The sequence below is a fragment of the Simiduia curdlanivorans genome (assembly GCF_030409605.1).
GTDB lineage: Bacteria > Pseudomonadota > Gammaproteobacteria > Pseudomonadales > Cellvibrionaceae > Simiduia > Simiduia curdlanivorans.
The window spans coordinates 98831-125298 of record NZ_JAUFQG010000006.1 but is presented as its reverse complement, the minus strand read 5'-3'; the positions used below and the strand labels follow the sequence as shown (position 1 = coordinate 125298).

Annotated in this window: 27 protein-coding genes; all 27 read left to right on the top strand. The window is 41.8% G+C overall.

Translation table 11 applies throughout. From position 1 onward, the window contains the following. The first annotated feature begins 173 nt into the window (after positions 1-173). Positions 174-1085 carry a sulfate adenylyltransferase subunit CysD gene (gene cysD, locus QWY82_RS14445; RefSeq protein ID WP_290263751.1) on the top strand — a complete coding sequence of 304 codons (912 nt, stop codon included), beginning with the start codon at positions 174-176 and terminating at the stop codon, positions 1083-1085. Between the two features lie 179 nt (positions 1086-1264). After that, a complete protein-coding gene (mntA, locus tag QWY82_RS14440) occupies positions 1265-1648 on the top strand; it encodes a type VII toxin-antitoxin system MntA family adenylyltransferase antitoxin (RefSeq protein WP_290263749.1) in 384 nt (127 codons plus the stop codon). Then, positions 1638-2057, top strand: a complete 420-nt coding sequence (gene hepT, locus QWY82_RS14435) for a type VII toxin-antitoxin system HepT family RNase toxin (protein WP_290263746.1) — start codon at positions 1638-1640, stop codon at positions 2055-2057. Before mntA ends, hepT begins: the two co-directional genes overlap by 11 nt. A 92-nt stretch (positions 2058-2149) precedes the next feature. Continuing rightward, the gene (locus tag QWY82_RS14430) at positions 2150-2503 is read left to right on the top strand and encodes a four helix bundle protein (protein ID WP_290263744.1); all 354 of its coding nucleotides are present in this window, start codon (positions 2150-2152) and stop codon (positions 2501-2503) included. Positions 2504-2553: 50 nt separating this feature from the next. Next, a complete protein-coding gene (gene cysN / locus QWY82_RS14425; RefSeq protein WP_290263742.1) occupies positions 2554-3963 on the top strand; it encodes a sulfate adenylyltransferase subunit CysN in 1410 nt (469 codons plus the stop codon). Positions 3964-4081: 118 nt separating this feature from the next. Beyond that, the gene (locus QWY82_RS14420) at positions 4082-5386 is read left to right on the top strand and encodes a Wzz/FepE/Etk N-terminal domain-containing protein (protein ID WP_290263739.1); all 1305 of its coding nucleotides are present in this window, start codon (positions 4082-4084) and stop codon (positions 5384-5386) included. Positions 5387-5473: 87 nt separating this feature from the next. Further along, on the top strand, positions 5474-6751 hold the full coding sequence (tviB, locus tag QWY82_RS14415; RefSeq protein WP_290263735.1) for a Vi polysaccharide biosynthesis UDP-N-acetylglucosamine C-6 dehydrogenase TviB: 1278 nt from the start codon (positions 5474-5476) through the stop codon (positions 6749-6751). A 20-nt stretch (positions 6752-6771) separates the two neighbouring features. After that, the gene (locus QWY82_RS14410; RefSeq protein WP_290263734.1) at positions 6772-7725 is read left to right on the top strand and encodes a Gfo/Idh/MocA family oxidoreductase; all 954 of its coding nucleotides are present in this window, start codon (positions 6772-6774) and stop codon (positions 7723-7725) included. Between the two features lies 1 nt (position 7726). Beyond that, positions 7727-8308, top strand: a complete 582-nt coding sequence (locus tag QWY82_RS14405) for an acyltransferase (protein ID WP_290263732.1) — start codon at positions 7727-7729, stop codon at positions 8306-8308. Position 8309: 1 nt separating this feature from the next. Next, positions 8310-9380, top strand: a complete 1071-nt coding sequence (locus tag QWY82_RS14400) for a DegT/DnrJ/EryC1/StrS family aminotransferase (RefSeq protein ID WP_290263729.1) — start codon at positions 8310-8312, stop codon at positions 9378-9380. 56 nt (positions 9381-9436) lie between these two features. After that, positions 9437-10699 (top strand): lipopolysaccharide biosynthesis protein, encoded by a 1263-nt coding sequence (locus tag QWY82_RS14395; RefSeq protein WP_290263726.1) that lies wholly within the window; start codon positions 9437-9439, stop codon positions 10697-10699. Then, entirely contained in the window at positions 10696-11829 is a 1134-nt protein-coding gene (locus tag QWY82_RS14390) for a CapA family protein (protein ID WP_290263725.1), read from the top strand. Before QWY82_RS14395 ends, QWY82_RS14390 begins: the two co-directional genes overlap by 4 nt. After that, positions 11810-12997 carry a hypothetical protein gene (locus QWY82_RS14385; RefSeq protein ID WP_290263721.1) on the top strand — a complete coding sequence of 396 codons (1188 nt, stop codon included), beginning with the start codon at positions 11810-11812 and terminating at the stop codon, positions 12995-12997. The genes QWY82_RS14390 and QWY82_RS14385 overlap by 20 nt, the downstream gene beginning before the upstream one ends. Beyond that, a complete protein-coding gene (locus QWY82_RS14380; RefSeq protein ID WP_290263719.1) occupies positions 12970-13461 on the top strand; it encodes an acyltransferase in 492 nt (163 codons plus the stop codon). Before QWY82_RS14385 ends, QWY82_RS14380 begins: the two co-directional genes overlap by 28 nt. A 1-nt stretch (position 13462) precedes the next feature. Further along, entirely contained in the window at positions 13463-14851 is a 1389-nt protein-coding gene (locus QWY82_RS14375; RefSeq protein WP_290263716.1) for a polysaccharide deacetylase family protein, read from the top strand. Beyond that, the gene (locus QWY82_RS14370; protein ID WP_290263714.1) at positions 14848-16185 is read left to right on the top strand and encodes a hypothetical protein; all 1338 of its coding nucleotides are present in this window, start codon (positions 14848-14850) and stop codon (positions 16183-16185) included. The genes QWY82_RS14375 and QWY82_RS14370 overlap by 4 nt, the downstream gene beginning before the upstream one ends. Before the next feature lie 29 nt (positions 16186-16214). Next, positions 16215-16823 (top strand): CatB-related O-acetyltransferase, encoded by a 609-nt coding sequence (locus tag QWY82_RS14365; protein ID WP_290263712.1) that lies wholly within the window; start codon positions 16215-16217, stop codon positions 16821-16823. Position 16824: 1 nt separating this feature from the next. Next, positions 16825-17970 (top strand): glycosyltransferase family 4 protein, encoded by a 1146-nt coding sequence (locus tag QWY82_RS14360; protein ID WP_290263710.1) that lies wholly within the window; start codon positions 16825-16827, stop codon positions 17968-17970. Between the two features lie 9 nt (positions 17971-17979). Beyond that, positions 17980-19119 (top strand): N-acetyl sugar amidotransferase, encoded by a 1140-nt coding sequence (locus tag QWY82_RS14355; RefSeq protein ID WP_290263708.1) that lies wholly within the window; start codon positions 17980-17982, stop codon positions 19117-19119. Beyond that, a complete protein-coding gene (gene hisH, locus QWY82_RS14350; protein ID WP_290263706.1) occupies positions 19116-19733 on the top strand; it encodes an imidazole glycerol phosphate synthase subunit HisH in 618 nt (205 codons plus the stop codon). The genes QWY82_RS14355 and hisH overlap by 4 nt, the downstream gene beginning before the upstream one ends. Positions 19734-19735: 2 nt before the next feature. After that, on the top strand, positions 19736-20521 hold the full coding sequence (locus QWY82_RS14345; protein WP_290263704.1) for an AglZ/HisF2 family acetamidino modification protein: 786 nt from the start codon (positions 19736-19738) through the stop codon (positions 20519-20521). Beyond that, positions 20508-21542, top strand: a complete 1035-nt coding sequence (locus QWY82_RS14340) for a polysaccharide biosynthesis protein (protein WP_290263703.1) — start codon at positions 20508-20510, stop codon at positions 21540-21542. The genes QWY82_RS14345 and QWY82_RS14340 overlap by 14 nt, the downstream gene beginning before the upstream one ends. Positions 21543-21545: 3 nt before the next feature. Then, positions 21546-22652, top strand: coding sequence for a UDP-2-acetamido-2,6-beta-L-arabino-hexul-4-ose reductase (wbjC, locus tag QWY82_RS14335; protein ID WP_290263701.1), 1107 nt, complete (start codon positions 21546-21548; stop codon positions 22650-22652). After that, positions 22649-23785, top strand: coding sequence for a non-hydrolyzing UDP-N-acetylglucosamine 2-epimerase (wecB, locus tag QWY82_RS14330; RefSeq protein ID WP_290263698.1), 1137 nt, complete (start codon positions 22649-22651; stop codon positions 23783-23785). Before wbjC ends, wecB begins: the two co-directional genes overlap by 4 nt. Next, positions 23785-24963, top strand: coding sequence for a glycosyltransferase family protein (locus tag QWY82_RS14325; RefSeq protein WP_290263696.1), 1179 nt, complete (start codon positions 23785-23787; stop codon positions 24961-24963). The genes wecB and QWY82_RS14325 overlap by 1 nt, the downstream gene beginning before the upstream one ends. Then, a complete protein-coding gene (locus QWY82_RS14320) occupies positions 24956-25906 on the top strand; it encodes a UDP-glucose 4-epimerase family protein (RefSeq protein WP_290263695.1) in 951 nt (316 codons plus the stop codon). The genes QWY82_RS14325 and QWY82_RS14320 overlap by 8 nt, the downstream gene beginning before the upstream one ends. Position 25907: 1 nt before the next feature. After that, positions 25908-26456 carry a sugar transferase gene (locus tag QWY82_RS14315; protein ID WP_290263693.1) on the top strand — a complete coding sequence of 183 codons (549 nt, stop codon included), beginning with the start codon at positions 25908-25910 and terminating at the stop codon, positions 26454-26456. Positions 26457-26468: the final 12 nt, after the last annotated feature.

Genomic DNA, 26468 nt, shown 5'->3' with positions numbered 1-26468 from the left:
TCTTAGCTGCTCTTCAGTCATACCCTTATTCCTAAATATATCTGATGGATTAGAGACTAACCTCCTGATTTTACGTATAATCCTGCCACATTTTTGACACACTCCCTGTTCGGGTGACAACGATGTCATCACGGATCTAGGTAGCACGGAAAGCGGATAGCATAGCCAATATCATGACCTCCCAATATCAACTGACACACCTCCAGCAATTAGAAGCTGAAAGTATTCATATTATTCGTGAAGTCGCCGCTGAGTTTGATAACCCAGTGATGCTCTACTCGGTAGGTAAAGACTCCGCGGTAATGATGCATTTGACCATGAAGGCCTTTTACCCAGGTAAGCCGCCGTTTCCTATGATGCACGTAGATACCACGTGGAAATTCAAGGAAATGATTGAGTTCCGAGACAAGCTTATTAAAGATCTCGGCTGGGACCTTATCGTTCACATTAATGAAGAAGGCGTGAAGCAGGGTGTTGGTCCTTTCACCCACGGTAGCGCTAAGCATACCGATATCATGAAAACCCAGGGGTTAAAGCAAGCCCTAAATAAATACGGTTTTGACGCCGCTTTTGGCGGTGCCCGCCGCGATGAAGAAAAGTCTCGCGCCAAAGAGCGCGTCTATTCTTTCCGCGATAAAAACCATCGCTGGGACCCAAAAAACCAACGCCCCGAGTTGTGGAATATTTATAACAGCCGCGTCGATAAAGGCGAAAGCATTCGCGTTTTCCCCTTATCGAATTGGACCGAACTGGATATTTGGCAATACATTCACTTGGAAGGCATTCCTATCGTGCCTTTGTATTTCGCCGCCAAGCGCCCCGTGGTTGAAAAAGACGGCGTGCTGATCATGGTAGACGACGATCGCATGCCCATTGGCCCGGAAGATAAAGTCGAAGAAAAAATGGTGCGCTTCCGCACCCTTGGCTGCTACCCATTAACCGGTGCAGTCGAATCTGAAGCCACAACCCTGCCGGAAATTATTCAAGAAATGCTGCTCACCAAAACCAGCGAGCGCCAAGGTCGAGTAATCGACAACGACAGCTCCGGCAGCATGGAAAAGAAAAAGCAGGAGGGGTACTTTTAACGCGGGGCGTTAAAAGAGCTGCAAGCTACAGGCTACAGGAAAAGCAAAGCTCAAACTTGTAGGTTAGGCCATCCTGTTTGTAGGGGCCGGCCATCCGGCTTGTAGGGGGCGGCCCCCCGCCTTGTAGCCTGTAGCTTGTAGCTTGTAGCTTGTAGCTTGAAAGAATCTTAGAGAGTTATATGGATTTAGCACAGATCAAGAGGCAATTAACCACAGTGGCAGCCGAAAGGGCCGCTATTGAAGTTGTTTGGCTTTATGGATCTCGAGCCAGAGGCGATGCTAATGAACAAAGTGATGTCGATATTGCTTGTGCCTTTGATATGGGCGTCGTGAGAGAGCAGGAAGTCGAAGAGCTTCGCTTTAGTCTTGAGCAAGCACTTAAGCATCAGGTATCTATCGTTGATATTAATAAGGCCCCCACACCATTGGCGCTTAATATTATTGAAGAGGGTATCGTGCTTTACAGTAAGTCAGACCTGCGTCAACACGCTGAAGAAAGTAGGGTGTGGTCGCGCTGGGAAAATGTAAAGCATGAGGCTAATAGGTTCCCAAATGAACTATGACGCTTACGCTCTGGCAATATCTGAACAAGTCACTCAGCATATTGCTGCGCTTGATGAGCTACAGCTAAAGGCTCAAACCAGGCCGCTGGACTTTATAGAGCGCAACTCGGTGGAGCGTAGTCTGCAAGTGATAGTTGAGGCTGCAATAGTATGTGCTAAGCACTTCCTAAAAAGCCGTAAGAAACCGGTGCCGGCAGAAGCTAGGGCTGCGATTGAGCGTGTTTATGAAATGCTTGCATTAACAGAACCCGCTGTCCAAGAAATGCGAGGCGCCATAGGCATGAGAAACGCCATAATTCATGACTATTTGAATCTCGATTGGGCCTATATAGATAAGGTTTTGCTGGGCAGGAAATATTTAAATGTTCGGGCGTTTGTGAAGGTGATATTGAAACAGTTGAAAAGCTGAGCGCTGTAAGGTGGGGGGGGCTGGTTCGACACTTCGACCCCCTACAAGCTACAAGCCGCAGGCATTTTGAATTTTGGCACATGGAGGTGCAAATGGACTTTGAAAAACTGGACGTGTGGAAAAAATCGTCCGCGATGAGTGTGGAAATGTATCTGCATCTCGCAGCATTAAAAGACTTTGGCTTTAAAGATCAGATAACACGATCTGCGCTTTCTATTCCAAGTAACATTGCCGAGGGAATGGAGCGAGATAGCTCCAAAGAGCGCATTAAATTTTTAGGGTACGCAAAAGGCTCCTGTGGCGAATTGCGAACTCAGCTATATATAGGGATGAAGATAGGCTACATTGATGGACCTTTTGGTAGTTCTGCAGTTCAAGAAACGCGCCAAATTTCCTCTATGTTAGCCGGTCTCATCAATCGAATTAAAAACGACGCCCTTATTTAGCATGCGGCTTGTAGCTTGCAGCTTGTGGCTAGAACTATGAGGAATTGAAAATGAGTCATCAATCGACTCTCATCGAATCAGACATCACCACCTATCTAACCCAACACGAAAACAAAGAAATGTTGCGTTTTTTAACGTGCGGCAGTGTTGATGACGGAAAATCTACCCTTATTGGTCGGTTGCTGCACGATTCCAAAATGATTTTTGAAGACCAGTTAGCGGCTATCGAAAAAGACTCTACTAAGCACGGTACTACCGGCGCAAAAGTGGATTTGGCCTTGTTGGTAGACGGGCTGCAAGCGGAAAGAGAGCAGGGCATCACTATTGACGTAGCCTATCGTTATTTCTCTACCGATAAGCGCAAGTTCATTATTGCCGACACCCCTGGTCACGAGCAGTACACCCGCAATATGGTTACCGGTGCGTCTACCTGTGACCTCGCCATCATTCTGATCGACGCCCGCTACGGTGTACAAACCCAAACCCGTCGCCACAGCTATATCGCCTCTTTATTAGGCATAAAGCATATTGTTTGCGCGATTAACAAAATGGATTTGTTAAATTTCGACGAAACCGTATTCGAAAAAATTAAAGCCGATTATGAGCTGCTAGCCAAAAAGCTCGGCATGCAAGATGTGCATTATGTACCCATGTCAGCATTGGATGGCGACAACGTGGTAGACCGTAGTACCAAAGCCGATTGGTACCAAGGTCTAACCTTAATGGAAATATTGGAAACTGTTCCCATTGCGGAAGATCGCAACTTGTCAGATTTTCGTTTTCCGGTGCAGTATGTAAACCGCCCCAATTTAAACTTCCGTGGTTTTTGCGGCACACTGGCCTCCGGCGTTATTGCCGTAGGTGATGAAATTAAAGTCTTGCCGAGTGGCAAAACCAGTACTGTAAAAGCAATAGTCACCGCCGATGGCGAAATAGCTGAGGCTTTTGTTGATCAGTCCGTCACACTCACCTTGCGCGATGAAATCGACATCAGCCGTGGCGATATGCTAGTGAAAGCCAGCGACAAAGTAATCGCCTCCAATGCACTTGAGGCATATTTAGTTTGGATGAGCGAAAGCCCGCTGGATAGGTCAAAAGAGTACCTGTTTAAATTCGCCAGCAAAACAACTTCCGGTCATGTGAATACCATCGAACATAAAGTCGATGTGAATACTCAGCAGCCACAGGCAGCTGACCAGTTAGCCCTAAATGATATTGCCCTTGTCAACCTAGAGCTAAGCCAACACGTTGTAGTAGATCCTTACGCAAATAACCGTGCCACAGGCTCGTTTATCGTAATAGATCGCCTAACCAATGTAACAGTGGGTGCAGGCATGGTAACCAGCGTTAAAGAGCAATCAGGTTCGCAGGTGCCCGCGCAATACAGTGAGTTCGAAAAAGAATTAAATGCGCTGGTGCGCAAGCACTTCCCGCATTGGAATGCAAAAGAAATATTCTAATGCTTGTAGCTTGTAGGGGCCGGCCATCCGGCTTGTAGCTTGTAGCTTGTGGCTTGCAGCGTTTGTTTGTCCTGTGAACTGTTTACTTAGTTTTAACCCTTTTTAAACCGAGTTTCCTATGACTGATCCTAAAAATAATCAAACTCCACAGCCTCCGGCAGTTCAATACCTAACCGGTCATTACCCAGCCGTTCGTGATGATGAAATAGACCTGAAAGAACTGATATTAGGTTTGTGGGCAGAGAAATGGTTGATCGTTGCGATTACCTCGGTGTTTACCCTAGCGGCTTTAGTTTATGCATTAACTGCCACGCCTTATTATAAAACTGAGGCAAAAATACGGCCTGCGCCAAAGGCACATTTCCTGGAAATTAATAACACTGGTGTGATTAACATTACGAGTGCCAGCGCCTTTGATCGACTATTTTCTGCGTTAGAAAGTCGAACCAATAAGCGCGAGTTCTTTTTGGCAAATAAAGAGCTCTTTGCGGTTTATTATAAAGATAATAATGATCAGAAAGCCTTTGCTAGTTTTCTCCGGGATGGTTTCATTTTTACAGTTCCAGATGAAAAAAAGGATAAAGGTAAAGGCGTTTTTCTAAGTATTGGATATGTTTCGCCGGAAGGCGTGGATGCTGAAAGGGTACTGTCAGAATACTATCGTTTTTCTGAAGCCAAAGTTTTAAACGCCTATACAAATGAATACCAAATGGCGATAAAGGCTCAGGTAGCCGATGTCCACAAGAATATTGCACAGAGTGTTGAGGCGTTAGAGATTTCCGTTTCTGTCGAAACAGCCAAATTGAAAGAGGCCGACAAGGTTCAAATTGCCGAACTGCAGGATCGCAAGAGCTCTATATTGGCGGAGTTAAAACAACTTCGTTTATCACGGCTAAAGGTGCTAGAAGAAGCGAAATCAACGGCGCAGAAATTAGGTATAGAAACGCCCAGAACCATTTCCAATTTCGATTCGAAAGCACGTGAAGCTACTGCTACAGGTGGTGTGGTTACAACAATCGATAATAGAGATGCCCCTCTTTACCTAATGGGAACCATGGCTCTAACAGCGGAGATAGAAACGCTGAAAAGCCGTACAGATGAAGCGATAGCTGACTCTCGTATTGCTGCGATAGATCGTGAGCTCGCAGAGCTCGCGGAGAATCGCAAGGTGCAGGCACTGCAGGCTAGGCTTGGGAATCCGAACTTTTATCGGGGTGTCAGCGACTTAAAGGAAAAATTGTTCCGGCTTGAATCTTTACCAGATGAGTTGCAGGAGGTTGATTTTGCATTGGTGGTGGATAGCCCGTATACCGATTCTACTAAAGTAAAGCCGAGAAGGTCGTTGATTTGTATTGTAGGGTTGATAATTGGTGGAATGCTCGGATTATTTGTAGCGCTGATTAAAAGAATATTTGTTAAATAAGTATTTTTATAACCAATAAAGTAATTTTTCGTAAATATTTGATTGTTATTACATTAAATTTACGATGCACTCAAGTGTGGGAATTGAATGCGCAACTTAGAAAATACCGAACTTTGCATCATTGGCCTTGGCTATGTCGGCCTACCGCTGGCTGTCGAATTTGGAAAATATTATCCCACTCTCGGCTTTGATATTAGTGAAAAACGTGTTGCCGAGTTACAGCAAGGCTGGGACCATACGCTGGAAGTTAGCCGTGCCGAATTAGCTGATGCTGGCCAGCTGAGTTATAGTAACGAGAGGGAGGATTTACGTCATGCGAATGTGTACATTGTTACAGTGCCAACGCCTATAGACGAACATCGCCAGCCTGATTTAACACCACTAATTAAAGCCTCGGAAACCTTAGGTAAGGTGATTAAACCAGGCGATATCGTTATTTATGAATCTACAGTCTATCCTGGCGCGACCGAAGAAAACTGTATACCAGTAATCGAGCGAATGTCCGGCCTTAAGTACAATATAGATTTTTTTGCCGGCTATAGCCCCGAGCGCATTAACCCGGGCGATAAAGAGCACCGGGTTACCACCATTAAAAAAGTTACATCGGGTTCTACCCCAGAGGTTGCCGAATATGTTGACAGCCTATACCGCAGCATTATTACTGCTGGTACCTACAAAGCCAGCTCAATTCGCGTAGCGGAGGCAGCGAAGGTAATAGAAAACACCCAGCGCGATTTAAACATTGCCCTTATTAACGAATTGGCAGTGATTTTTAGCAAACTCGGTATCGATACCGAAGAGGTATTATTAGCTGCGGGTACTAAATGGAACTTTCTTCCATTTCGTCCTGGATTGGTCGGCGGTCACTGTATAGGTGTTGATCCGTATTACCTTACGCATAAAGCACAGTCAGTCGGTTATCACCCTGAGATAATTTTGGCAGGTCGACGTCTTAATGATGGAATGGGTGCGTATGTCGTAGGTCAGTTGGTAAAAGCCATGTTGAAAAAGCGCATACACGTTGATGGCGCCCGGGTGCTGGTAATGGGCTTAACCTTTAAAGAAAATTGCCCAGATATTCGTAACACCAAGGTAGTGGATATACTTACCGAGCTAAAAGAATACGGTGTAGCTGGAGACGTATTCGATCCCTGGGTTGATGTGGCTGAAGCACAGCACGAATATGGCATAACGCCAATTACTGCACCGGTGAGCGGCAACTATGATGCCGTTATACTAGCCGTTGGCCACAATGAGTTTAAAACTATGGGTGCCACCGGCATTCGGCAGTTTTGCCGGCCTGATAGCGTAATTTATGATTTAAAATACCTACTTGATAAAAACTTGGTAGATATTCGTTTTTAGAGAATTAAGAGAACTAAACTATGAAAAATTTTGCGTTAATTGGTGCGGCAGGTTATATCGCGCCTCGTCATATGAAAGCGATAAAGGAAACAGGTAACAACCTCGTTGCAGCTTTAGATAAAAACGATTCTGTGGGGATTATTGATAGCCACTTCCCAGATGCAGATTTTTTTACCGAGTTTGAGCGCTTTGATCGTCATGTCGACAAATTACGCCGGCAAGGCGGCGGTAACCAAATAGATTACGTTGGCATTTGTTCGCCGAACTATTTGCATGACTCTCATATGCGCTTCGCTTTACGTGCAGGCGCAGATGCTATTTGTGAAAAGCCGTTAGTTTTAAACCCTTGGAATATTGACGGCTTACAGGAAATAGAACGCGAGACTGGTCAAAAAGTGAATACCATTTTGCAATTACGCTTGCATCCAGCCATTATTGCATTGAAAGAAAAAGTCGCGGCCAGTCCTACCGATAAGAAGTTCGATGTAGATCTTACCTATATCACTTCTCGAGGTCACTGGTATTTGCAGTCCTGGAAAGGTGATGAAAAAAAATCGGGTGGTATCTCCACCAATATCGGCGTACATTTTTATGACATGCTGCATTTTGTGTTCGGTAAGCTGCAAGACAATAGAGTGCATTTTAACTCGCCAACCAAGGCCGCCGGCTATTTAGAGTACGAAAAAGCCCGGGTGCGCTGGTTCTTATCGGTAGATGTTAATGATATTCCTGCTGAGGTACGTGCTGCTGGGCAACGTACGTATCGTGCTATTACCGCTGATGGCGAATCTATTGAATTTTCAGATGGTTTTACTGATCTCCACACCGTTAGCTACAAAGAAATTCTGGCTGGAAGAGGCTTTGGTCTTGAGGAAAACCGAGTAGCAATTGAAACAGTTGCCAATATACGGAATGCAACCATTAGTCCTCTGGTAGGCGATTTCCACCCGTTTGTGTCCAAACTGGTTAAGTAAAATGAGCAATTATCAGGTGCATCCCAGCGCGATAGTAGACGATGGCGCGGTTATTGGTGAGGGTTCACGTGTCTGGCATTTTGTCCATGTTTGTGGCGGTGCAAAAATTGGCAAAGGGGTGTCTCTTGGCCAAAACGTGTTTGTCGGTAATAAAGTTACCATTGGTGATAAGTGCAAAGTGCAGAACAATGTCTCTGTGTACGACAACGTACATTTAGAGGAGGGCGTGTTCTGTGGCCCTAGTATGGTATTTACCAATGTGTACAACCCACGCTCGTTAATTGAACGCAAAGATGAGTATCGCGATACCCTGGTTAAAAGAGGCGCAACGCTTGGCGCCAACTGTACTATCGTTTGTGGGGTAACAATTGGTGAGTTTGCTTTTGTTGGGGCGGGGGCCGTTATTATTAAGGATGTGCCAGCCTATGCACTTGTGGTGGGTGTACCAGCAAAGCAAGTTGGGTGGATGAGCGAGTTTGGTGAGCGTTTAAACTTACCTGTCACCGGTGAGGGCGAGGTATTATGTCAGCATACTGGTAGCCGTTATATTTTATATAATAATTTTTTAAGCAAGGTTAACTAATATGCAGTTCATTGATCTGGCAGCACAGTATCAGCATCTTAAGCAGCGAATTGATAAACGCATTCAAACAGTGTTGGATCACGGCCATTACATTATGGGGCCCGAAGTAGAGGAGTTAGAGCAACAGCTTGCTGCCTATGTTGGGGTAAAACACTGTATTAGTTGTGCCAATGGCACTGATGCTTTGCAACTAACCATGATGGTATTGGATATAAAGTCTGGTGATGCGGTGTTTTGTCCAACCTTTACATTCTTCGCTACCGCTGAAGTTATTGCTTATGCGGGTGCAACACCAGTATTTGTTGATTCTGACGAGCGAACATTCAACATTAGCCCACAAGATTTCGAAAAACGTATTCAAGCCGTTATAGCAGAAGGTAAATTGACACCAAAAGCGATTATTGCGGTCGATTTATTTGGTTTGCCGGCAAACTATCCCGAGCTAGAGGTTATTGCTAATAAGTATGGTCTAAAACTTATTGAAGATGCTGCTCAAGGGTTTGGTGGTGAAATTAACGGTAAAAGAGCTGGTAGTTTTGGCGATATGGCGACGACCAGCTTTTTCCCGGCTAAACCTTTAGGCTGTTACGGTGATGGTGGCGCCATTTTTACCAATAACGATGATTATGCCGCATTGTTTCGCTCATACCGGGTTCATGGTAAGGGCAAGGATAAATACGACAACATTCGTATTGGAGTAAACAGCAGGCTAGATACCATTCAGGCGGCGATATTGCTGGAGAAGTTAGCTGAATTTCCCAAAGAGCTTATTGTCAGAAATAAGGCTGCTGCGCGTTACACTGAAACCTTGGCTGGAAAATATACTATCCCGTTTGTTCCGCAAGGTTACCTAAGCTCTTGGGCGCAATATACGGTAATAAGTGAAAACCGGGATGTAGATATGGCCAATTATAAAGCGCAGGGTGTTCCAACCATGATTTACTATGGTACTTGCATGCACCAGCAAACGGCTTTTAGCGCTTTAGGTTATAGCGATGCTGAGCTCCCTGTTGCCTCACGGCTGTGTAAGCAGGTTTTTAGTCTTCCTATGCATCCGTATATGGGGTTGTAATTTCATAAAGAAAGTTTATGAAGGCCCCTATAAAAATCGAGTAAAATTAAAATTATATGCTAAGCGGACTAAAATCTGGCTCTGAATTTAACAAAAACGTGTTGACTCTTATGACAGGGTCAACGATAGCTCAGGCAATCCCCATAGCTATAACACCAATCCTGACCAGGATGTATAGCCCTGCTGATTTTGGCATTCTTGCGTTGTTTATTTCAATTACAGCTATTTTAGGCTCTGTCGTAAATGGTCGTTATGAATTAGCTATAATGCTGCCAGAAGAAGATGACGAGGCAATCAATATAGCAGCTCTAGGCCTTCTAATCGGAATAGCATTCTCTATTTTTCTTTTCCTGCCAATTACGATTTACAATTCTGAGATTACCCGGTTTTTAGGTAATGCAGATATTAGTTTTTGGCTCTATTTTGTTCCCTTTGTCGTATTGATGATGGGGTTATTTAATGTACTGAACTATTTAAATACGCGGAAGAAGCTATATAAAGATATTGCAAAAGCAAATGTATACAAAGCAACCGCGATGTCTGCCGTTCAGTTAAGTTTTGGGGTAATTAAGTCAGGTGCAACAGGGCTTATAAGTGGTCAAATAGTATCTCAATTAGCGGCAAATTTCCGACTGGCAAAAAATGCTAAAAGCAATTACAACTTGGAAAAAGTTAACTTTATTGAAATTAAACGCCTAGCAAAAAGATATATAGACTTCCCAAAGTTTTCAATGTGGGCAGTTTTTTCGAATAGCTTAGCGTATAATTTAACCAATATTTTCATATCAATTATATATAATGTAGGTACCTTAGGTTTTTACTCCTTGGCCCAGCGAATTTTAGGATTACCGGCTTCGCTTATCGGAGCTTCTATCGGGCAAGTCTACTTTCAGGAAGCGGTAAATGAAAAGCAAAGAACAGGAGTAGCCATAAAAACATTTGATAAAACAAGTAAAAAACTATTTTTATTATCAATTTTGTTTTTTACACCCCTTTACTTTGTTTTGCCTCTGATATTTGAAATTGTTTTTGGCATCGAATGGCGAATAGCAGGAGAATACGCTCAAATTATACTTCCCTTTGTTGCTTTGCAGTTTATTGTTGCTGCTGTAAGTAATACTAATAATATATTTGAGAAGCAGAAGATTGCCTTGCTTTGGCAATTGGGCCTCTTATTGATCTCAGCTTCAATTATATTGTACGCAAATTACTTTAGCGTGTTTTTTACAGATTTTATATTTTTTTATACAATAATAATGTCAGCTTATTACATGTTTCTTTTTTATATACTTAGAATAGTTGCAAGGGGGAAATTGTGAAGATTTGTTTTGCTGGTGATGTTTTTCTTGGCGGCGATCTTCTAAAAAAGCCATGTAGTAACTTAGTTGAAAGTTCTGTTTATAACAACGCAGATATGCGAGTTGTAAATTTAGAGCAGCCTATTAGTGATAATGTACACGTGGAAGATAAATGTACTCTCTATACAGGTTCATATGCACTTGACCAGCTAAAAGAATTAAATATTAACACTGTAAACTTGGCTCATAACCATATCCAAGATAAAGGTCTTGCTGCAATATCGGAGACTGCAGGGCATCTTGAGTCAGCAAAAATCGGACACTTTGGTGCTGGTTCAGATTTAGCATCAGCAAAGCAACCATATTGGTTGACAGAAGATCTGGCAATTTTAGGTTACTGTGAATTTAGTAAACCTTACTTAAAACAAATTGCTGTTGCAGACGAAAAAGTTCCTGGTGTAAACCCCTTGCGTCTGGAATCAATTATGTATGATTTGGATAGACTACCCATTGGAAAGAAAGCGATTCTTTACTTTCATTGGGGTATGGAACATGTTTGGTTGCCACCAGCAGATGATATTAGTCTTGTAAAGCTACTGTTAGAGGATAACAGAGTTGTTACAATCATAGGTATGCATGCCCATCGTGTACAAGGAGTAGTTAATCATGCCGGCAAGCAAGCCTATATGTGTTTAGGAAATTTTATATTTCCGAATTTTTACATAGAACCACCAGTGCAAATTTTATATCCTACAGAAGAAATTAAAAAGAATACGAAGTATATAACTCGAATGTATCATGCAGTTTATAAAATTACATATAAGAAATGGCGGTGGGTTAATAGGGTTTCACTAATTCTTGAATTTTGTACGAATACTAGTAGCATTAAACCAACTTTCGTTGTCCAAGATGACAATTTCCCAAGAGTTAGAGAGTTGAAAGGAATAGGCCTTATCTTTTATTCAGTTTTTTTTAATGTGTTGAGATTTTTGTATACATTACCAAAACCAATTTATAGTGTCATCTGGAAGATACACGCCTTTGAAGTAACAACTACCTGGAGATTGCAGATAAAGTGGTTTCAGCTAAGACAGCTTGGTATAAAAGATTTTTTAAAGAAGACAGTAAATTATGTACAGAGAAAATTTTAATAATACAGCTGCAGTTGTTTTAGGTGGATATGTAAATGGCTATTCTATAATAAAAGAGTTGTATAATGTTGGATCTGTTAACATCGTGCTGATTGATGATGGTAATTCATTGGCAAGATATAGTAACAAAGTTAAAATTAAAATAAAAGTTGATAATGCTTCCACCTTGCTTTCAGAATTAATTAAACTAAACGAATTATTTGATTACATTATTATATATCCGACAGATGATTTACAGCTTGAAAGCTTACTTTCAATTTACGATGAAATTAGAGATTTTTGTTATTTGCCTTTTAATCCGGTAACGCTAAAAAACACAACCGACAAATTCTTTCAATATAATGTCTGCGAAAAAATTGGCGTGCCTTACCCTAAAACTTTAAATGTGCGTTGCAATAGCGACCTTGATAAGATTGAGTTATTGGACTTTCCGCTACTAGTAAAGCCGTCAACCAGAAAAGATCTTACTCTTGATGTTTTTAGAACGCTATATCTTGATAATCTTGATCAATTTATAAAGAACAGAAAGAAATTAGCATCGTTTCTTTCAAAAGACGTTGAGTTTATAGTCTCAGAGTTTATTCCTGGCGACGATACAAATATTTTTGCATATACCTGCTTCAGGTCTCAGGATGGTAAAATATTAAATGAATGGACCGGTAAAAAGCTAACTCAGTATCCTGACAACTACGGTATTTTCAGTAGCGCCTCAAATGAGGCTCCAGATGTCGTAGCAGAGCAAGGGCGTGCTTTAGTACATGCTTTAGATGCGTTTGGAATTGTTGAACCCGAATTTAAATTTGACTTTAGAGATGGCAAATATAAGTTAATGGAAACTAACCTACGTTCGATGATGTGGCATCGACTTGGCAGTGTTTCAGGGGTGAAGTTACAAGAAGCTCAGTACAAATATGCCCTTGGCTTAAAAGTGGATAAACACCAACAAAATAAAGTTGATAAAATTCATTTGGTTTTAATGCTACATGAGTTTCCGAACTTGATAGCTCGGAAAGGTTATTGGAAACATTTTAAGTACAATGTTTTCGGCGCTGAAAAGCGCGAATGGGCCATATTCGATTCCAGTGATTTGAAGCCTTTTCTATATAGTAATATTCTTTTAATTAAAATGATGATTGCAGCATGGCTAAGACGATTCGGTTTGCGCTAAGACTTTGGTTGCAGAAAAAATTATTAAAGTTCAGAGGTGTTACTATTCATAATAATACGGTTTTTTCTGGAGTTGAATTTCTAGGTACGGCAGTGATAGAGCCTTATTGCAGGGTATCGGGTGATCCGAAAATCGTTATTGGAGACAATTTTTATATGAATGCGGGTTGTCATGTTCAAGGTAATGTCAGTTTTGGCCGAGATGTAATGATTGGCCCCAAAACAGTGATTTGGGGCCGTGATCATGGCACTGCTTTAGGTGTACCAATGAAGCAGCAACCCCACATAAAGGAAGATATCATTATTGGTGATGATGTTTGGATTGCAGCTAATGTAACTATCCTTAAAGGGATTGCTATAGGCAGTGGCGCCGTTATAGGAGCCGGTGCCGTGGTGGTAAAAGATATTCCTGAAAATGCTATCGCAGTTGGCAATCCTGCAAAAGTAGTTAAATTTAGAAGTTGATATGAATATTCTGAAGGTTTACATACCTGATTACTCTGTTTCTGAACTTCGCTACTCACTAGATATCTTACTTGGTGAGTTTTTAGGTTTAACTTTCCAAGCTGAGGTTACGGCAAGCGAATCGATAACTATCACACAGTCAGGCAGTGAAAAGGAATTAATTTTAGATTCAAGTTTTTTTCAGAAAGCATTCAGTGCGTGGCTAAAACCCCAATCCATGCCCCAGTTACCATTGCAATATTGGACGCCATCTGAAAACGATATTGTTGCAACGTTGGTTGAACCAAGTTTACCTGTGCTATATGGAAAACCGGGTATTATTAAAACTGACAAATCACTAACGTTGAATGTAGATATTTTTGGGACTGCTTTTTTTATGTTGTCTCGTTATGAGGAGCTGATAACGACTGACAGGGATCAACACCAACGCTTTCCCGCAACAGCGTCAGTAGCATTTAAAGAGAACTTTCTGGAACGACCAATAGTAAATGAGTATCTTGAAGTTTTATGGTCCTGCTTAAAGCAGTTATGGCCTGAATTACAACGTAAAAATAGAACGGCTAATAACTACATAAGTTGTGACGTAGATTTTCCATTTAATCCAGCATATTACTCTTTTAACAAGATGTTTAGGGCATGTGCTCGCCATGTTGTTAAAGAGCGTTCACCTGTTGCTGCCGTTAAAACGATTACAAAATATTTCGCTAGCAAGATGGGTTTTAGTATTCATGACGAATTCAGAGAAAATATATCCTGGATTATGGGTCAAAATGAAGAGGCTGATAATAAAGTTTCATTCTACTTCATTCCTCTGGTAACGTCGCATTTAGATAATGTAGAGGATTTTTCGTCTTCAAAGATGCGGAAAGTTATAGATGAGATAGTTTCCAGAGGGCACTATATTGGTATTCACCCCGGATATGACACACATAATAATGCTTCAAATTTTAGAGAATCATCGGAATTTTTTGAGAAGATTTTAGATCGTTATAATATAAATCAAAAAGAAATCGGAGGCCGGCAGCATTATCTTCGTTGGGCCCCTGCTTTAACAGCAACGTTGTGGGAACAAAACAATTTCCATTATGACTCAAGCCTTACATATGCAGATAAAACTGGTTTTAGATGTGGTTGTTGTTATGAGTACTGTATGTATGATTTGACTTTAAGACAGCGACTTAGGCTAAAGCAAAAGCCATTAATATGTATGGAAGTAACCTTGCTGGATAGTAAGTATGAAAACCTAAAATCAAAACCATCTGAATTACTTTCTAAAACAATGAATTTAAAAGATAGATGTCACAAATTTGGCGGGTGTTTTGGTCTGCTTTGGCATAATAGCAATTTAGATTGCATAGAAAAAAAATTATATAAGAAATTAATTCGATGATAATTGTTGCCTTTATTACTTTTCTTGTTTTTTACTTTTTAATGTTTAAAGGTACCATTTTTTCCCTTTCTTTTAAAAACAAAACTTTCGGTGGGTTCCTGCTGGCTCGCGAGATTTTTTTATTTGTTATTCTTGGTGCTATTCTATTTAATTTAATGGGTCCTGATGCTACAAATATGTATTTTTTCATTACTGATGAATCTATAAAAAGAACTGAGATATTTATATTTTACTCTTTGTTTGTCTTTGTTTTTGTCGTTGGTTTTATATCAAAGACCTTTCTTAAAAATTTTTTCATGATTAAAAAATTGCAGGGCGGTGAGAGTAATTGCAAAGGCTCTCAGGTTTTGCTGGATAGTGTGCTGTTTACGTTGCTTTTTTTATTTTGTGTTTTCTACCTGTTTGGCATGCGGCATGCTTTTATTGGTTCTATTGTTTTCGGCGGCGACCTTATGGAGTATCGACTTCATAATTCTTATGGGACGGTAACGCCAACTGTTTTAATGAGTTTTTATGATTTTTTGGTAAAACTTTTTGCCATTTCAATCGGCGTATCAAGTATCTATTTTCGTAAATTTATTAACTTTATTTACTTGGCTTTTTTAATTGTTTTTTCTAGTTTCATGGGAGGGAAGGCTCCTGTTGTTTCAGCTTTGATTCTTTTTTCATTAGGCTTTCTGTCAGTTAGCAAGCTTAGTATGGTTCGCGCATCTACTTACTTTGCTTTCAGTTCACTCATACTAAGTTTTGGTCTGTACTTCGTGGTTAAGATACAAATGCCACATCTTGATTTTTTTGGTTTTATTCGTTTTCTATTTTTGAGATTAGGTACAGGCCAAATCCAAGGAGTATATGAGCAATTTTCAGTAGTAATTCAAGACATAAACTACATTTGGCATTCAGTGCCTTTTGCAAATTTCCTTATGGACTATCCTATTTTTAATAAAGATTTGATGATGGCAACTTACGGCGCTTCATTGAAAGATGAAGCTGCCACTGGAGTTATGAATTCATTTTTCATAGGAGAAGCGCTGGCAATAGGGGGCGTAGGACTTGTTATATTTTCACCTTTTATTGTTGCTTTTAACTATTTGCTTGTTTATGTAATGTGCTTTTTCATATTTGATAAGTTCTTTAAGATTCAACGGGGAAGAGCTCGGTTGTATATTCAACTTCTTGTGCCAAGCTTCGTAGTTATGACAGGAGATATCGCGGGATATTTGTTTTTTAAACATATGGTTATGATTCTCTTTTTTATGCTGGGCTTGTGGTGCATGAGAGTTACAGTTAAGTCATTATTGCCTCGGAAATTTGTTTATCGTGCAATTTTATAATTTTTTTGATCTTTCTTTCGGAGGTTTAATTGTTTTCTTACTTATATTTTAAGATGATTGGCATGCTAAGAGGGATTGGTTTTAAAGATTCAGTCCTAGGATTTGATAGTAAAATTGAACCTGGTGCTGTAGTAATTGAGTGTGCTATTGATCGTCATTCATATGTAGGATCTCACTCAACAATTATTAATACTACAATTGGCTCATTCTGCTCAATTGCTAACCGCGTGACAATAGGTTGCGCCTCACATCCTATGCATTTTGTTTCTACCAGTCCGGTTTTCCTTTCTCACACAGATAGCGTAAAAACCAAGTATGCTCGGCATGAGTATCTACCTAAGATAAGAACATATATTGGCAATGATGTTTGGATTGGTGAAGGTGTTTTTATTAAAGCCGGTATTAGGGTGGGTACTGGTGCTGTTGTTGGTATGGGAGCAGTAGTGACTAAAGATGTGCCTGAATATGCTATTGTCGCAGGTAATCCAGCCAAAGTTTTACGCTACCGGTTCGATCAGAAATTAATTGCTGAGTTATTAGCTTCAGAGTGGTGGATGTTGCCAACTGATAGGTTGACTGAACTTGGTGAATACATCAACGAACCAAGCGTTTTTCTTGAAAAGTTAACAGGGGAATAGGTTGCGAGTTTTGCACTGTTGTTTGTCGTGTTTTTATATTGATGGCTATACCTATCAAGAAAATATGCTGGTTCGGCAGCATGTTTCAGCGGGGCATGAAGTATTAGTGGTTGCTTCTGCGGAGACCTTTGGCGAGGATAAGCAAGTAACTTATGTTGCGCCAGGAGATTACATAGGAACTGATGGCGCCAGAGTAGTTCGCTTGCCGTATCGAAGACTGTTGCCGCATGCCGTGATGACAAAACTAAGAATGCACCCAGGTGTGTTAGGCCTAATTGCTGATTTTGCACCTGATGTGATTATGTTCCATGGAGCTTGTGGCTGGGAGTTGCTGACGGCCTGTAAATATGTTCGCCAGAATCCAAGTGTAAAACTATATGTTGATAGTCATGAGGATTTTAATAACAGCGCGCGAGGGCCATTATCAATGGCACTGTTATACAAGTCATTTTATGTCCCTATAATTCGAGCTGTCAAAAATCATGTTAGTAAATTTTTATATATAACTTATGAAACCAAGAGATTTTGCAAGGATGTTTATAGGTTGGAAGACTCAGAGTTAGAGTTTTATCCATTGGGGGGCGTGGTGCTAGACGACGAGGCTTATGCTCAAAAGCGTCAGACAAAACGTGCTGAACTGGCAGTATTGGGAGAGCAAACTTTATTTTTCCAATCAGGAAAATTTGATGAGAAGAAGAGACTGTTAGAATCGCTTAGTGCATTTTCGAAAATTAGAGCTGAGCATGCACGCTTTTTTATTGCCGGAAGCTTTTCAGACTCGATTAAGTTACAAGCTGAAGCGCTAATTGCTGCGGATAGTCGTATTCACTTTCTGGGTTGGGCTAACTCTGACCAATTATTGGATTTACTCTGCGCTACCGATGTTTATGTGCAACCGGGTTCACAATCTGCAACCTTACAGATGAGTATTGCTGCCAGATGTGTCGTGATAATTGACAATGTGCCCAGCCACCAGGATATATTTCGGGACAACGGCTTTTTAGTAAGTGATGAACAAGAGTTATATGAAGCTTTAGCTTCGTGTGCTGAATATTCTGAGGCCTTGGGTGAGATGTCACAAAGATCATTTGAATTTGCCAGTCAAAAGTTAAACTATGCAGTTTTGGCCGAAAGATTGCTTAAATAAGGGATACCAATGTCAGTAGAATATACAATATGTAACAGGTGTATCATGGATACCACTGATGCAGTGATAAATTTTGATACAAATGGTATCTGTGATCATTGCCATAATTTTGATTTAAATATTAAACCTAATTGGCATACCAATGAGCAAGGTTATACGGAGTTAATGCAGGCAGCTGAACGAATTAAGCGTGAAGGCGTAGGAAAAGACTTCGACTGTATTATCGGTCTGAGCGGCGGTTTAGACAGTTCTTACACGGCCTATGTTGCTAAAGAGATTATGGGCCTGCGTCCTTTGTTGTTTCATGTGGATGCAGGTTGGAACACCGACCAGGCAGTAGGTAATATTGAGAAACTCGTTGATGGCCTTGGTTTAGATCTGTACACCGATGTGATTAATTGGGAAGAAATGAAAGATCTTCAGGTAGCTTTCCTTAAATCAGGTATATCAGATCAGGACATCCCCCAGGATTGCTCTTTTTTCTCCGGTTTATATAAATTTGCCAGGAAAAACAAAATCAAGTATGTGCTGACTGGCGGTAATTACTCTACTGAGTGCTGCCGTGAGCCAAATGAATGGGGAGCGTACCCAGGCATAGATAAGACACTGATTACCGATATTCATAAGCGTTTCGGTAAGCGTAAACTCAAGAGTTTTCCAATTATCGATGTATTGGTTTACAAAGTGTTTCATCACCGAGTACTGGGGATGAAGGTTTTTAAGCCATTGAATCTGGTGCCATATATCAAGAAGGAAGCAGAAAAAACCCTCAACGAAAAGTTTGGGTGGCTGCCATTTAAGCATAAGCATCACGAATCGCGGTTTACGCGGTTTTATGAAGATTACTGGATGCCCCGTAAATTTGGATATGAGAAACGTCGGGCTCATTTCTCAAGTCTGATTATGACAGGTCAAATGACCAGAGAAGAAGCGTTAGAACGTATTTCTCGCACTGAGTTAGCAGATGAATTTATGAAGAATGAATTTAAATACGTTGCTAATAAATTGGGAATGACGGTTGACGAACTACAAGCCATATTTGATGAGCCGAATAAAACATACCGTGATTACAAGAATAAACTTTGGCTGATCCAGTTGGGGGCCAAATTATTGAACTGGCTGGGTATAGAGAGAAGAAACTACAGATGATCGCGTTAATTGATTATGGCATCGGCAATTTGCAGGCCTTTTTAAATCTTTATCAGCGTTTGCATATACCGGTAACTATGGCCACCACAGCCGCGGATATTGAGCAAGCAACAAAATTAATTTTACCGGGTGTCGGGCATTTTGATCATGCAATGCAACTTTTTAATGCATCTGAAATGAAAGACACCGTGGTTCGCAGGGTAACCGAAGACGGAGTTCCCATTCTTGGCATTTGTGTCGGCATGCAAATGCTTGCTAACTCAAGTGAAGAAGGCTCGGAACCAGGGCTTGGCTGGATTCCTGGTAGGGTAAAGGCATTTAAAGAAGTACTTGCTGGTAAAAATTTACCTCTACCTCATATGGGTTGGAATGATGTAACTGCTACGCCAGAAGCGGCTTTATTTAAGCAGTTTGAGCCAGCCGATACACGCTTTTATTTTCTTCATTCCTATTATTTTGAGCCTGAAGCAACTGAAAACTGTATGGGACGTTGTGATTATGGTTTGCTTTTCAGCTGTGCAGTGAACAAAGATAATGTCTACGGGGTACAATTTCATCCTGAAAAAAGCCATCACTTTGGTGAGCTTTTACTTAAGAATTTTGCGGAGTTGTAAGCGTGTTAAGACCTCGGTTAATACCATGCTTGTTAATTCAGGATGGAGGTTTAGTTAAAACCACTAAGTTTAAAGATGCTAAATATGTCGGCGATCCTATTAATGCAGTTAGGATTTTTAACGAAAAGGAGGCTGATGAGTTAGTGGTGTTAGATATTGATGCTACAACTCAGGGGCAAGAGCCTAATTATGAACGCATAAGCTATTTGGCAGCGGAGTGCCGAATGCCCCTTTGCTACGGTGGTGGCATTAAAACAGCGGAACAGGCTAAACGTATTACGGCACTCGGCGTAGAGAAAGTGGCCATTAGTGCGGCTGCTTTAGAAACCCCCAGTTTAATTGCGGAAATGGCAGCCGAGATTGGCAGCCAAAGCGTGGTTGTTGTGCTAGATATTAAAAAGAAGTTGCTAAGCAGAAACTACGAAGTGTGGACTCACAATGGTAAACGCAACACCAAGCGTGATCCTCTTGAAGTCATGGCGCAAGTGCAAGCCCTTGGTGCTGGCGAAGTGGTTATTAATTTTATTGACCACGAAGGTACAATGAAAGGAATGCCACTTGATGCGATTAAAGTTTTTAAAACAGCGTGCAAGGTGCCTTTTACCGCAATGGGCGGGGCCGGTAGCTTAGATGATTTGGGTGAAGTGGTAGCTGAGAATGGTTTGCTGGGCGTTGCTGCCGGAAGCTTGTTTGTTTTTAAAGGCCCTTACAGAGCTGTATTAATCAATTACCCAACACAAGCTCAGAAACACGAAGAAATATACGGACGGTGTCATGTTCAAAAATAAAATTTTACTAATCACTGGCGGTACAGGCTCTTTCGGTAACGCCGTGCTAAGGCGCTTTCTTGATACCGATATTGCGGAAATTCGTATTTTTAGCCGTGACGAGAAGAAACAAGATGATATGCGTAAAAAGTATAATCATCCTAAGCTTAAGTTTTATATTGGAGATGTACGCGATTACAATAGCGTATTAAATGCCACTCGCAGTGTCGATTTTATATACCATGCAGCAGCGCTAAAGCAAGTTCCTAGCTGTGAATTTTATCCTATGGAGGCAGTAAAAACTAACGTACAAGGAACAGAAAATGTACTTGAGGCAGCGATTGTCAACTGTGTTTCTCGGGTCGTATGCCTGAGTACAGACAAAGCAGTATATCCTATTAATGCTATGGGCATATCGAAAGCCATGATGGAAAAGGTGATGGTGGCTAAAGCCCGTAACCTGGACCCGGCTAAAACCGTTATTTGTGGTACCCGCTATGGTAATGTAATGGCTTCTCGTGGCTCGGTGATACCGCTGTTTGTTGACCTAGTGCGTGCCGGTAAGCCAATAACCATTACCGACCCTAATATGACCCGTTTTATGATGACGCTAGAAGATGCTGTTGATCTGGTGTTGTATGCGTTTGAACATGGTGACAACGGCGATATCTTTGTGCAAAAGGCACCTGCGGCCACTATAGGGGTGTTAACTCAAGCCATGTTGCAGTTGATGAAAACTGAAGGCCACCCAGTTAACGTGATTGGTACACGCCATGGCGAAAAACTGTATGAAGCGCTATTAAGCCGTGAAGAGATGGCCTGCGCCATTGATATGGGTGAGTACTATCGGGTACCGCCGGATAATCGTGATTTAAACTATGGTAAGTTTTTTGACCAGGGCGATCAGAAGATTAGCCAGTTAGAAGATTATAACTCTCACAATACCGAGCGTCTCGACGTAGCAGGTATGAAGCAATTACTGCTTAAGCTGGATTTTATGCAGGCTATTGCCCGTGGTGAGCAGGCAACAGCAGAGGATTAATTAATGAAAATTTTGGTAACCGGCGCTAATGGTTTTGTCGCCAAGAGCCTGATAATTCGCTTGGCAGAGCAAGGCTATACCGATATTTTGCGCTTTGATCGTAGCTGTACTGCGGATGACTTAACCGTAATGGCTACAAAGGCTGATTTTGTGTTTCATCTGGCGGGTGTAAACCGGCCAAAAGATGAAGCGGAGTTCGCTGAAGGTAATGCTGATTTAACCGTCAGTTTGCTCAGAGCATTATCTGCAGCGGGTAACAAAGCTCCCGTGGTATTGTCGTCATCCATTCAGGCTGCGCTGGATAACCCGTATGGTAAAAGTAAAGCGGCGGCAGAGCAAGCCGTACTGCAGTATCATGCTGACAGCGGCGCTGCTGCTTATGTTTTTCGTTTACCTAATGTCTTTGGCAAGTGGTGTAAGCCAAACTATAACTCTGCTGTAGCAACCTTTTGCTATAACACCGTAAATGATCTACCCATAACCATTAACGATGCCAAGGCTGCTCTAAAGCTGGTATATATTGACGACGTTTGCGAAAGCTTTATTAAGCTATTGCAAGCCTCGCAGCCTGCTGGTTTTGTCGACGTAGCTCCGGTATATCAGACTACCGTAGGCGATGTTGCAACTTTACTGCAAAAATTTAAAACCAGCCGTGACAGTCTGGTAACTGAATCGGTAGGACAGGGCCTCACCAGAGCCTTGTATTCTACTTATTTGAGTTACTTTAGCCCCACGCAGTTTGCCTATACCGTGCCTGGCTACACCGACCCTCGTGGTACCTTTGTTGAGATGTTAAAAACGCCAGATGCTGGCCAGTTTTCTTTTTTTACTGCGCATCCAGGCATTACCCGTGGTGGCCATTATCATCACAGTAAGAACGAGAAATTTTTAGTAATAAAAGGCAAGGCCAGTTATCGCTTTAAGCATATCGTCAGCGGCGAGTTTTATGAGCTGACTACTGATGCCAGCGAGTATAAAATTGTTGAGACCGTACCCGGCTGGACGCACGACATAACTAATATTGGTGACGATGAATTGATAGTGATGTTGTGGGCTAATGAAATTTATGACCGCAGTAAACCTGATACCATAGCGAGCCCATTAGTATGAATACGCCTAAATTAAAAGTAATGACGGTCGTGGGTACGCGGCCTGAAATAATTAGGTTGTCGCGTGTAATAGCCAAACTGGACGAGCATTGTGAACACGTGTTAGTTCACACTGGCCAAAATTACGATTATGAATTGAACCAAATTTTTTTTGATGATTTAGGTATTCGTAAGCCTGATCATTTTCTAAACGCAGCGGGAGCGTCCAGTGCCGAGACGATCGGAAATGTAATTATTGCTGTGGACCGGGTGCTTGCCGACGTTAAATCCGAAGCACTGTTGGTTTTAGGTGATACTAATAGCTGCATGGCTGTAATTCCAGCGAAACGTCGGAAAACTCCCACGTTTCATATGGAAGCTGGTAATCGATGTTTCGATATGCGCGTGCCGGAAGAGATTAACCGCCGCATTGTCGACCACACCGCTGATATTAATTTAACATATAGTACTATTGCGCGTGATTACCTGCTTCGTGAAGGCCTATCTCCCGATATGATTATCAAAACAGGTAGTCCTATGTTTGAGGTGCTCAATCATTACCGCGAAGGAATTGAGGCCTCTGATGTATTGCAACGTCTAAACTTGGAAATAGGCAAGTTCTTTGTGGTCAGTGCTCACCGCGAGGAGAATATTGATTCTGACAAGAATTTTCTCAAGCTGGTAGATGTCCTTAATTCGGTTGCAGCGCACTACGATTTCCCTGTTATTGTTTCCACGCATCCGCGTACACAAAAACGTGTGGACGCAATGGGTGTAACTTTTCATCCCAATGTCCGGCTTCTTAAGCCACTAGGGTTTAAAGATTACAACAAATTACAGGTAGCCTCTAAAGCTGTTTTGTCAGATAGCGGTACCATTAATGAAGAATCTTCGATTCTTAATTTTGCGGCTTTAAATATTCGAGAAGCACACGAGCGACCAGAAGGGATGGAGGAAGCTGCAGTCATGATGGTCGGCCTTGAAGTAGAGCGCGTTCTCCAGTGCCTACAGGTGTTGGAGAGTCAGCCTTGTGGCGCTGATCGTAGCCTGCGCTTAGTGGCTGATTACAGTATGCCTAATGTCGCCGATAAAGTGGTGAGAATTATTCATAGTTATCGGGACTATGTGCTGCGCACGGTCTGGAAGCAATATTAATGCTTAGTGCTAAACATGATCTTATTTTGATCAATCGGAGCTTTTGGCCAATCTATCCAGTTATAGGTGAGGCGCTCTTAAGGTTTGCGGAAAAGCAGTCGAGCAAGATGAAAATTGGGGTTATATTACAGGATCACGTTGATATTCGATCGCAATTGGCCAAGCAAAGTCGCGGTGGTGGCATTAGTTTTTATCCATGTAAAGCATTCTCTGTTTCCGGAAGCGGTATAATTCGTCGAATTTTAGATGCTCTGTACTTTATGCTACACGTATTTTTAGTGTTGCTTTTTAAAAGGCCAAAAAAAGTTTATGTGTCAACTGATCCCCCAGTACTAGTGCCCTTGATAGTGATGCTTTATTGTAAAATTTTTAAAGCGGATTATGTGTATCATCTTCAGGATATCCACCCGGAAGCCGCTAATGTTGTTGTTCGAATCAATTATATCTTGTATTCGGTGCTCCGTTGGTTGGACTCCGTTGTTATGCGTAATGCTGGCTTAATAATTACTATCACCGATGAAATGGTTCAAGAGATTACAAGCCGCTCTTCCACAAAATCGCCCGTTATCGTTCTTCAGAATCCCGCTGTCGCCTTTGATTCAGTAACCTTACCCGATGCAAAGAAAAATGGATTTACATTCTGTGGAAACGCTGGCCGACTTCAGCGAATTCCGCTGTTGGCAGAGGCGATAAGCCACTATTATGATCTGGGAGGCCAGCTGCCGTTTGTCTTTGCTGGGGGAGGGGTGTATGCATCTGACCTTCGTGTGATCGCCAGTAAATATCCGAACTTTACTTACAAGGGACAAATATCTGCTAATGAAGCAGCGCAGTTGAACTCAGAGTATAAGTGGGCATTGTTGCCCATTGAGGACGAGGTGACGAGATTTGCCTTCCCTAGCAAGTCTTCTTCCTATGTTTATTCTGGCGCTTGTATTGTTGCTATATGCGGAAAGCAAACGAGTGTTGCCTCTTGGGTGCTGGATAAACAGCTAGGTGTAGTTATCCGGCCGGAGACGGAGGTTATCTGTGAATTCTTTTTTGATGTTGAAAATCAACGGTTAGACACCTCGCATCTTGATTTCGATCGCCAGGAACTCAAAAAGCAATTGAGTTTTGATGTGTTTGTTGATCGCCTTATTGAGCTTGTTTCTAGGGAATCTTTGATTCATGACTAAAAAAATACTGTTAACGGGTGCGAATGGTTTTTTGGGGGCAGCTCTGTTCTCGAAGCTATGCATGATAGGAGAGACAGTTAGGGCTTTGAGAAATGCATCTAATGTGCCAAAAAGCGACATCGTTGTTGGAGATATCGATGCGAATACGGACTGGAAGGACGCGTTAACCGGTGTTAAAACCATTGTTCATTGTGCGGCACGAGCACACATTATGAAGGAAAGTATTTCTGACCCGTTAGAAGAGTATAGAAAAGTCAATACCTTTGGTACATTAAATCTAGCCAAACAAGCAGCAAGCGCCGGTGTAAAAAGATTCGTATTCATTAGTAGTATTAAAGTCAATGGCGAATCTACTACGGGTGCTAGTCCCTTCAGGGAAGACGACAATTGCAGTCCAGTCGATCCTTATGGCATTTCAAAGCTTGAAGCAGAGCAGGGGTTGCTCAAAATCTCAGAACGTACAGGTATGGAAGTCGTTATTATTCGACCGCCACTGATATATGGGCCAGGCGTTAAAGCAAATTTTCAAAGCTTAATGCGTATAGCTAGTTCAACTGTGCCACTTCCTTTTGGTTCCATTGCCAATGCCAGGAGCATGGTATACATCGGTAATCTTGTTGATTTTATTGTTAAAGCAGTGACCCATCCTGCAGCCGCTAATCAGGTATTTATTGTTTCCGATGGTGAGGATGTTTCATTGTCGGATCTTATTCGCTATGTGCGTGTATCAATTGGGCGGAAAGCAAGATTAATACCCGTCCCAGTAATGTGTTTTAAGTTCATAGCTACATTAGCCGGTAAACGCGCTACTATTGAGCGTTTGATTGGCTCGCTACAGGTCGATTCGACAAAGGCGCAAAGATTACTAGATTGGCAACCTCCTTATTCTGTAAAGGAAGGGATAGAGGTTACTATGGAAGCGTTCACTAAAGGTAAGGTTTAGCGTGTTAAGAATATTTGACGTAATTTTCTCTGCTTTAGGTTTGTTTGTTGGTTTTCCCATACTGCTTGTCGTTTTTGTTCTTGGTCTTTTTGACACAGGTTCACCGTTGTTTTTACAGAAGCGGGTGGGGCGGAATCAACGTCCATTTACTCTAGTGAAATTTCGAACAATGTCGGTTGATACCGCCTCCGTTGCCAGTCATTTGGCGAGTGCAGCCTCCATCACAAAAATGGGCGCATTTTTACGTAAAACAAAACTCGATGAATTGCCGCAACTTTGGAATGTTCTAAAAGGTGATATGAGCTTAGTTGGGCCTCGCCCAAATTTGTTTAACCAAGAAGAGTTAATTTCTGAGCGTAGTAAGTTAGGAGTTTACGACGTGCGGCCCGGTATAACGGGTTTAGCCCAAGTTCAGAATATTGATATGTCTACCCCAAAACTGCTTGCTGAAACGGATAAGTTGATGATTGATTCGTTATCCGTGAAAGCCTATTTTACTTATATCCTGCAAACCGTTACGGGAAGTGGTAGTGGTGATGCTGTGAACTAGAAGAGCCATTTG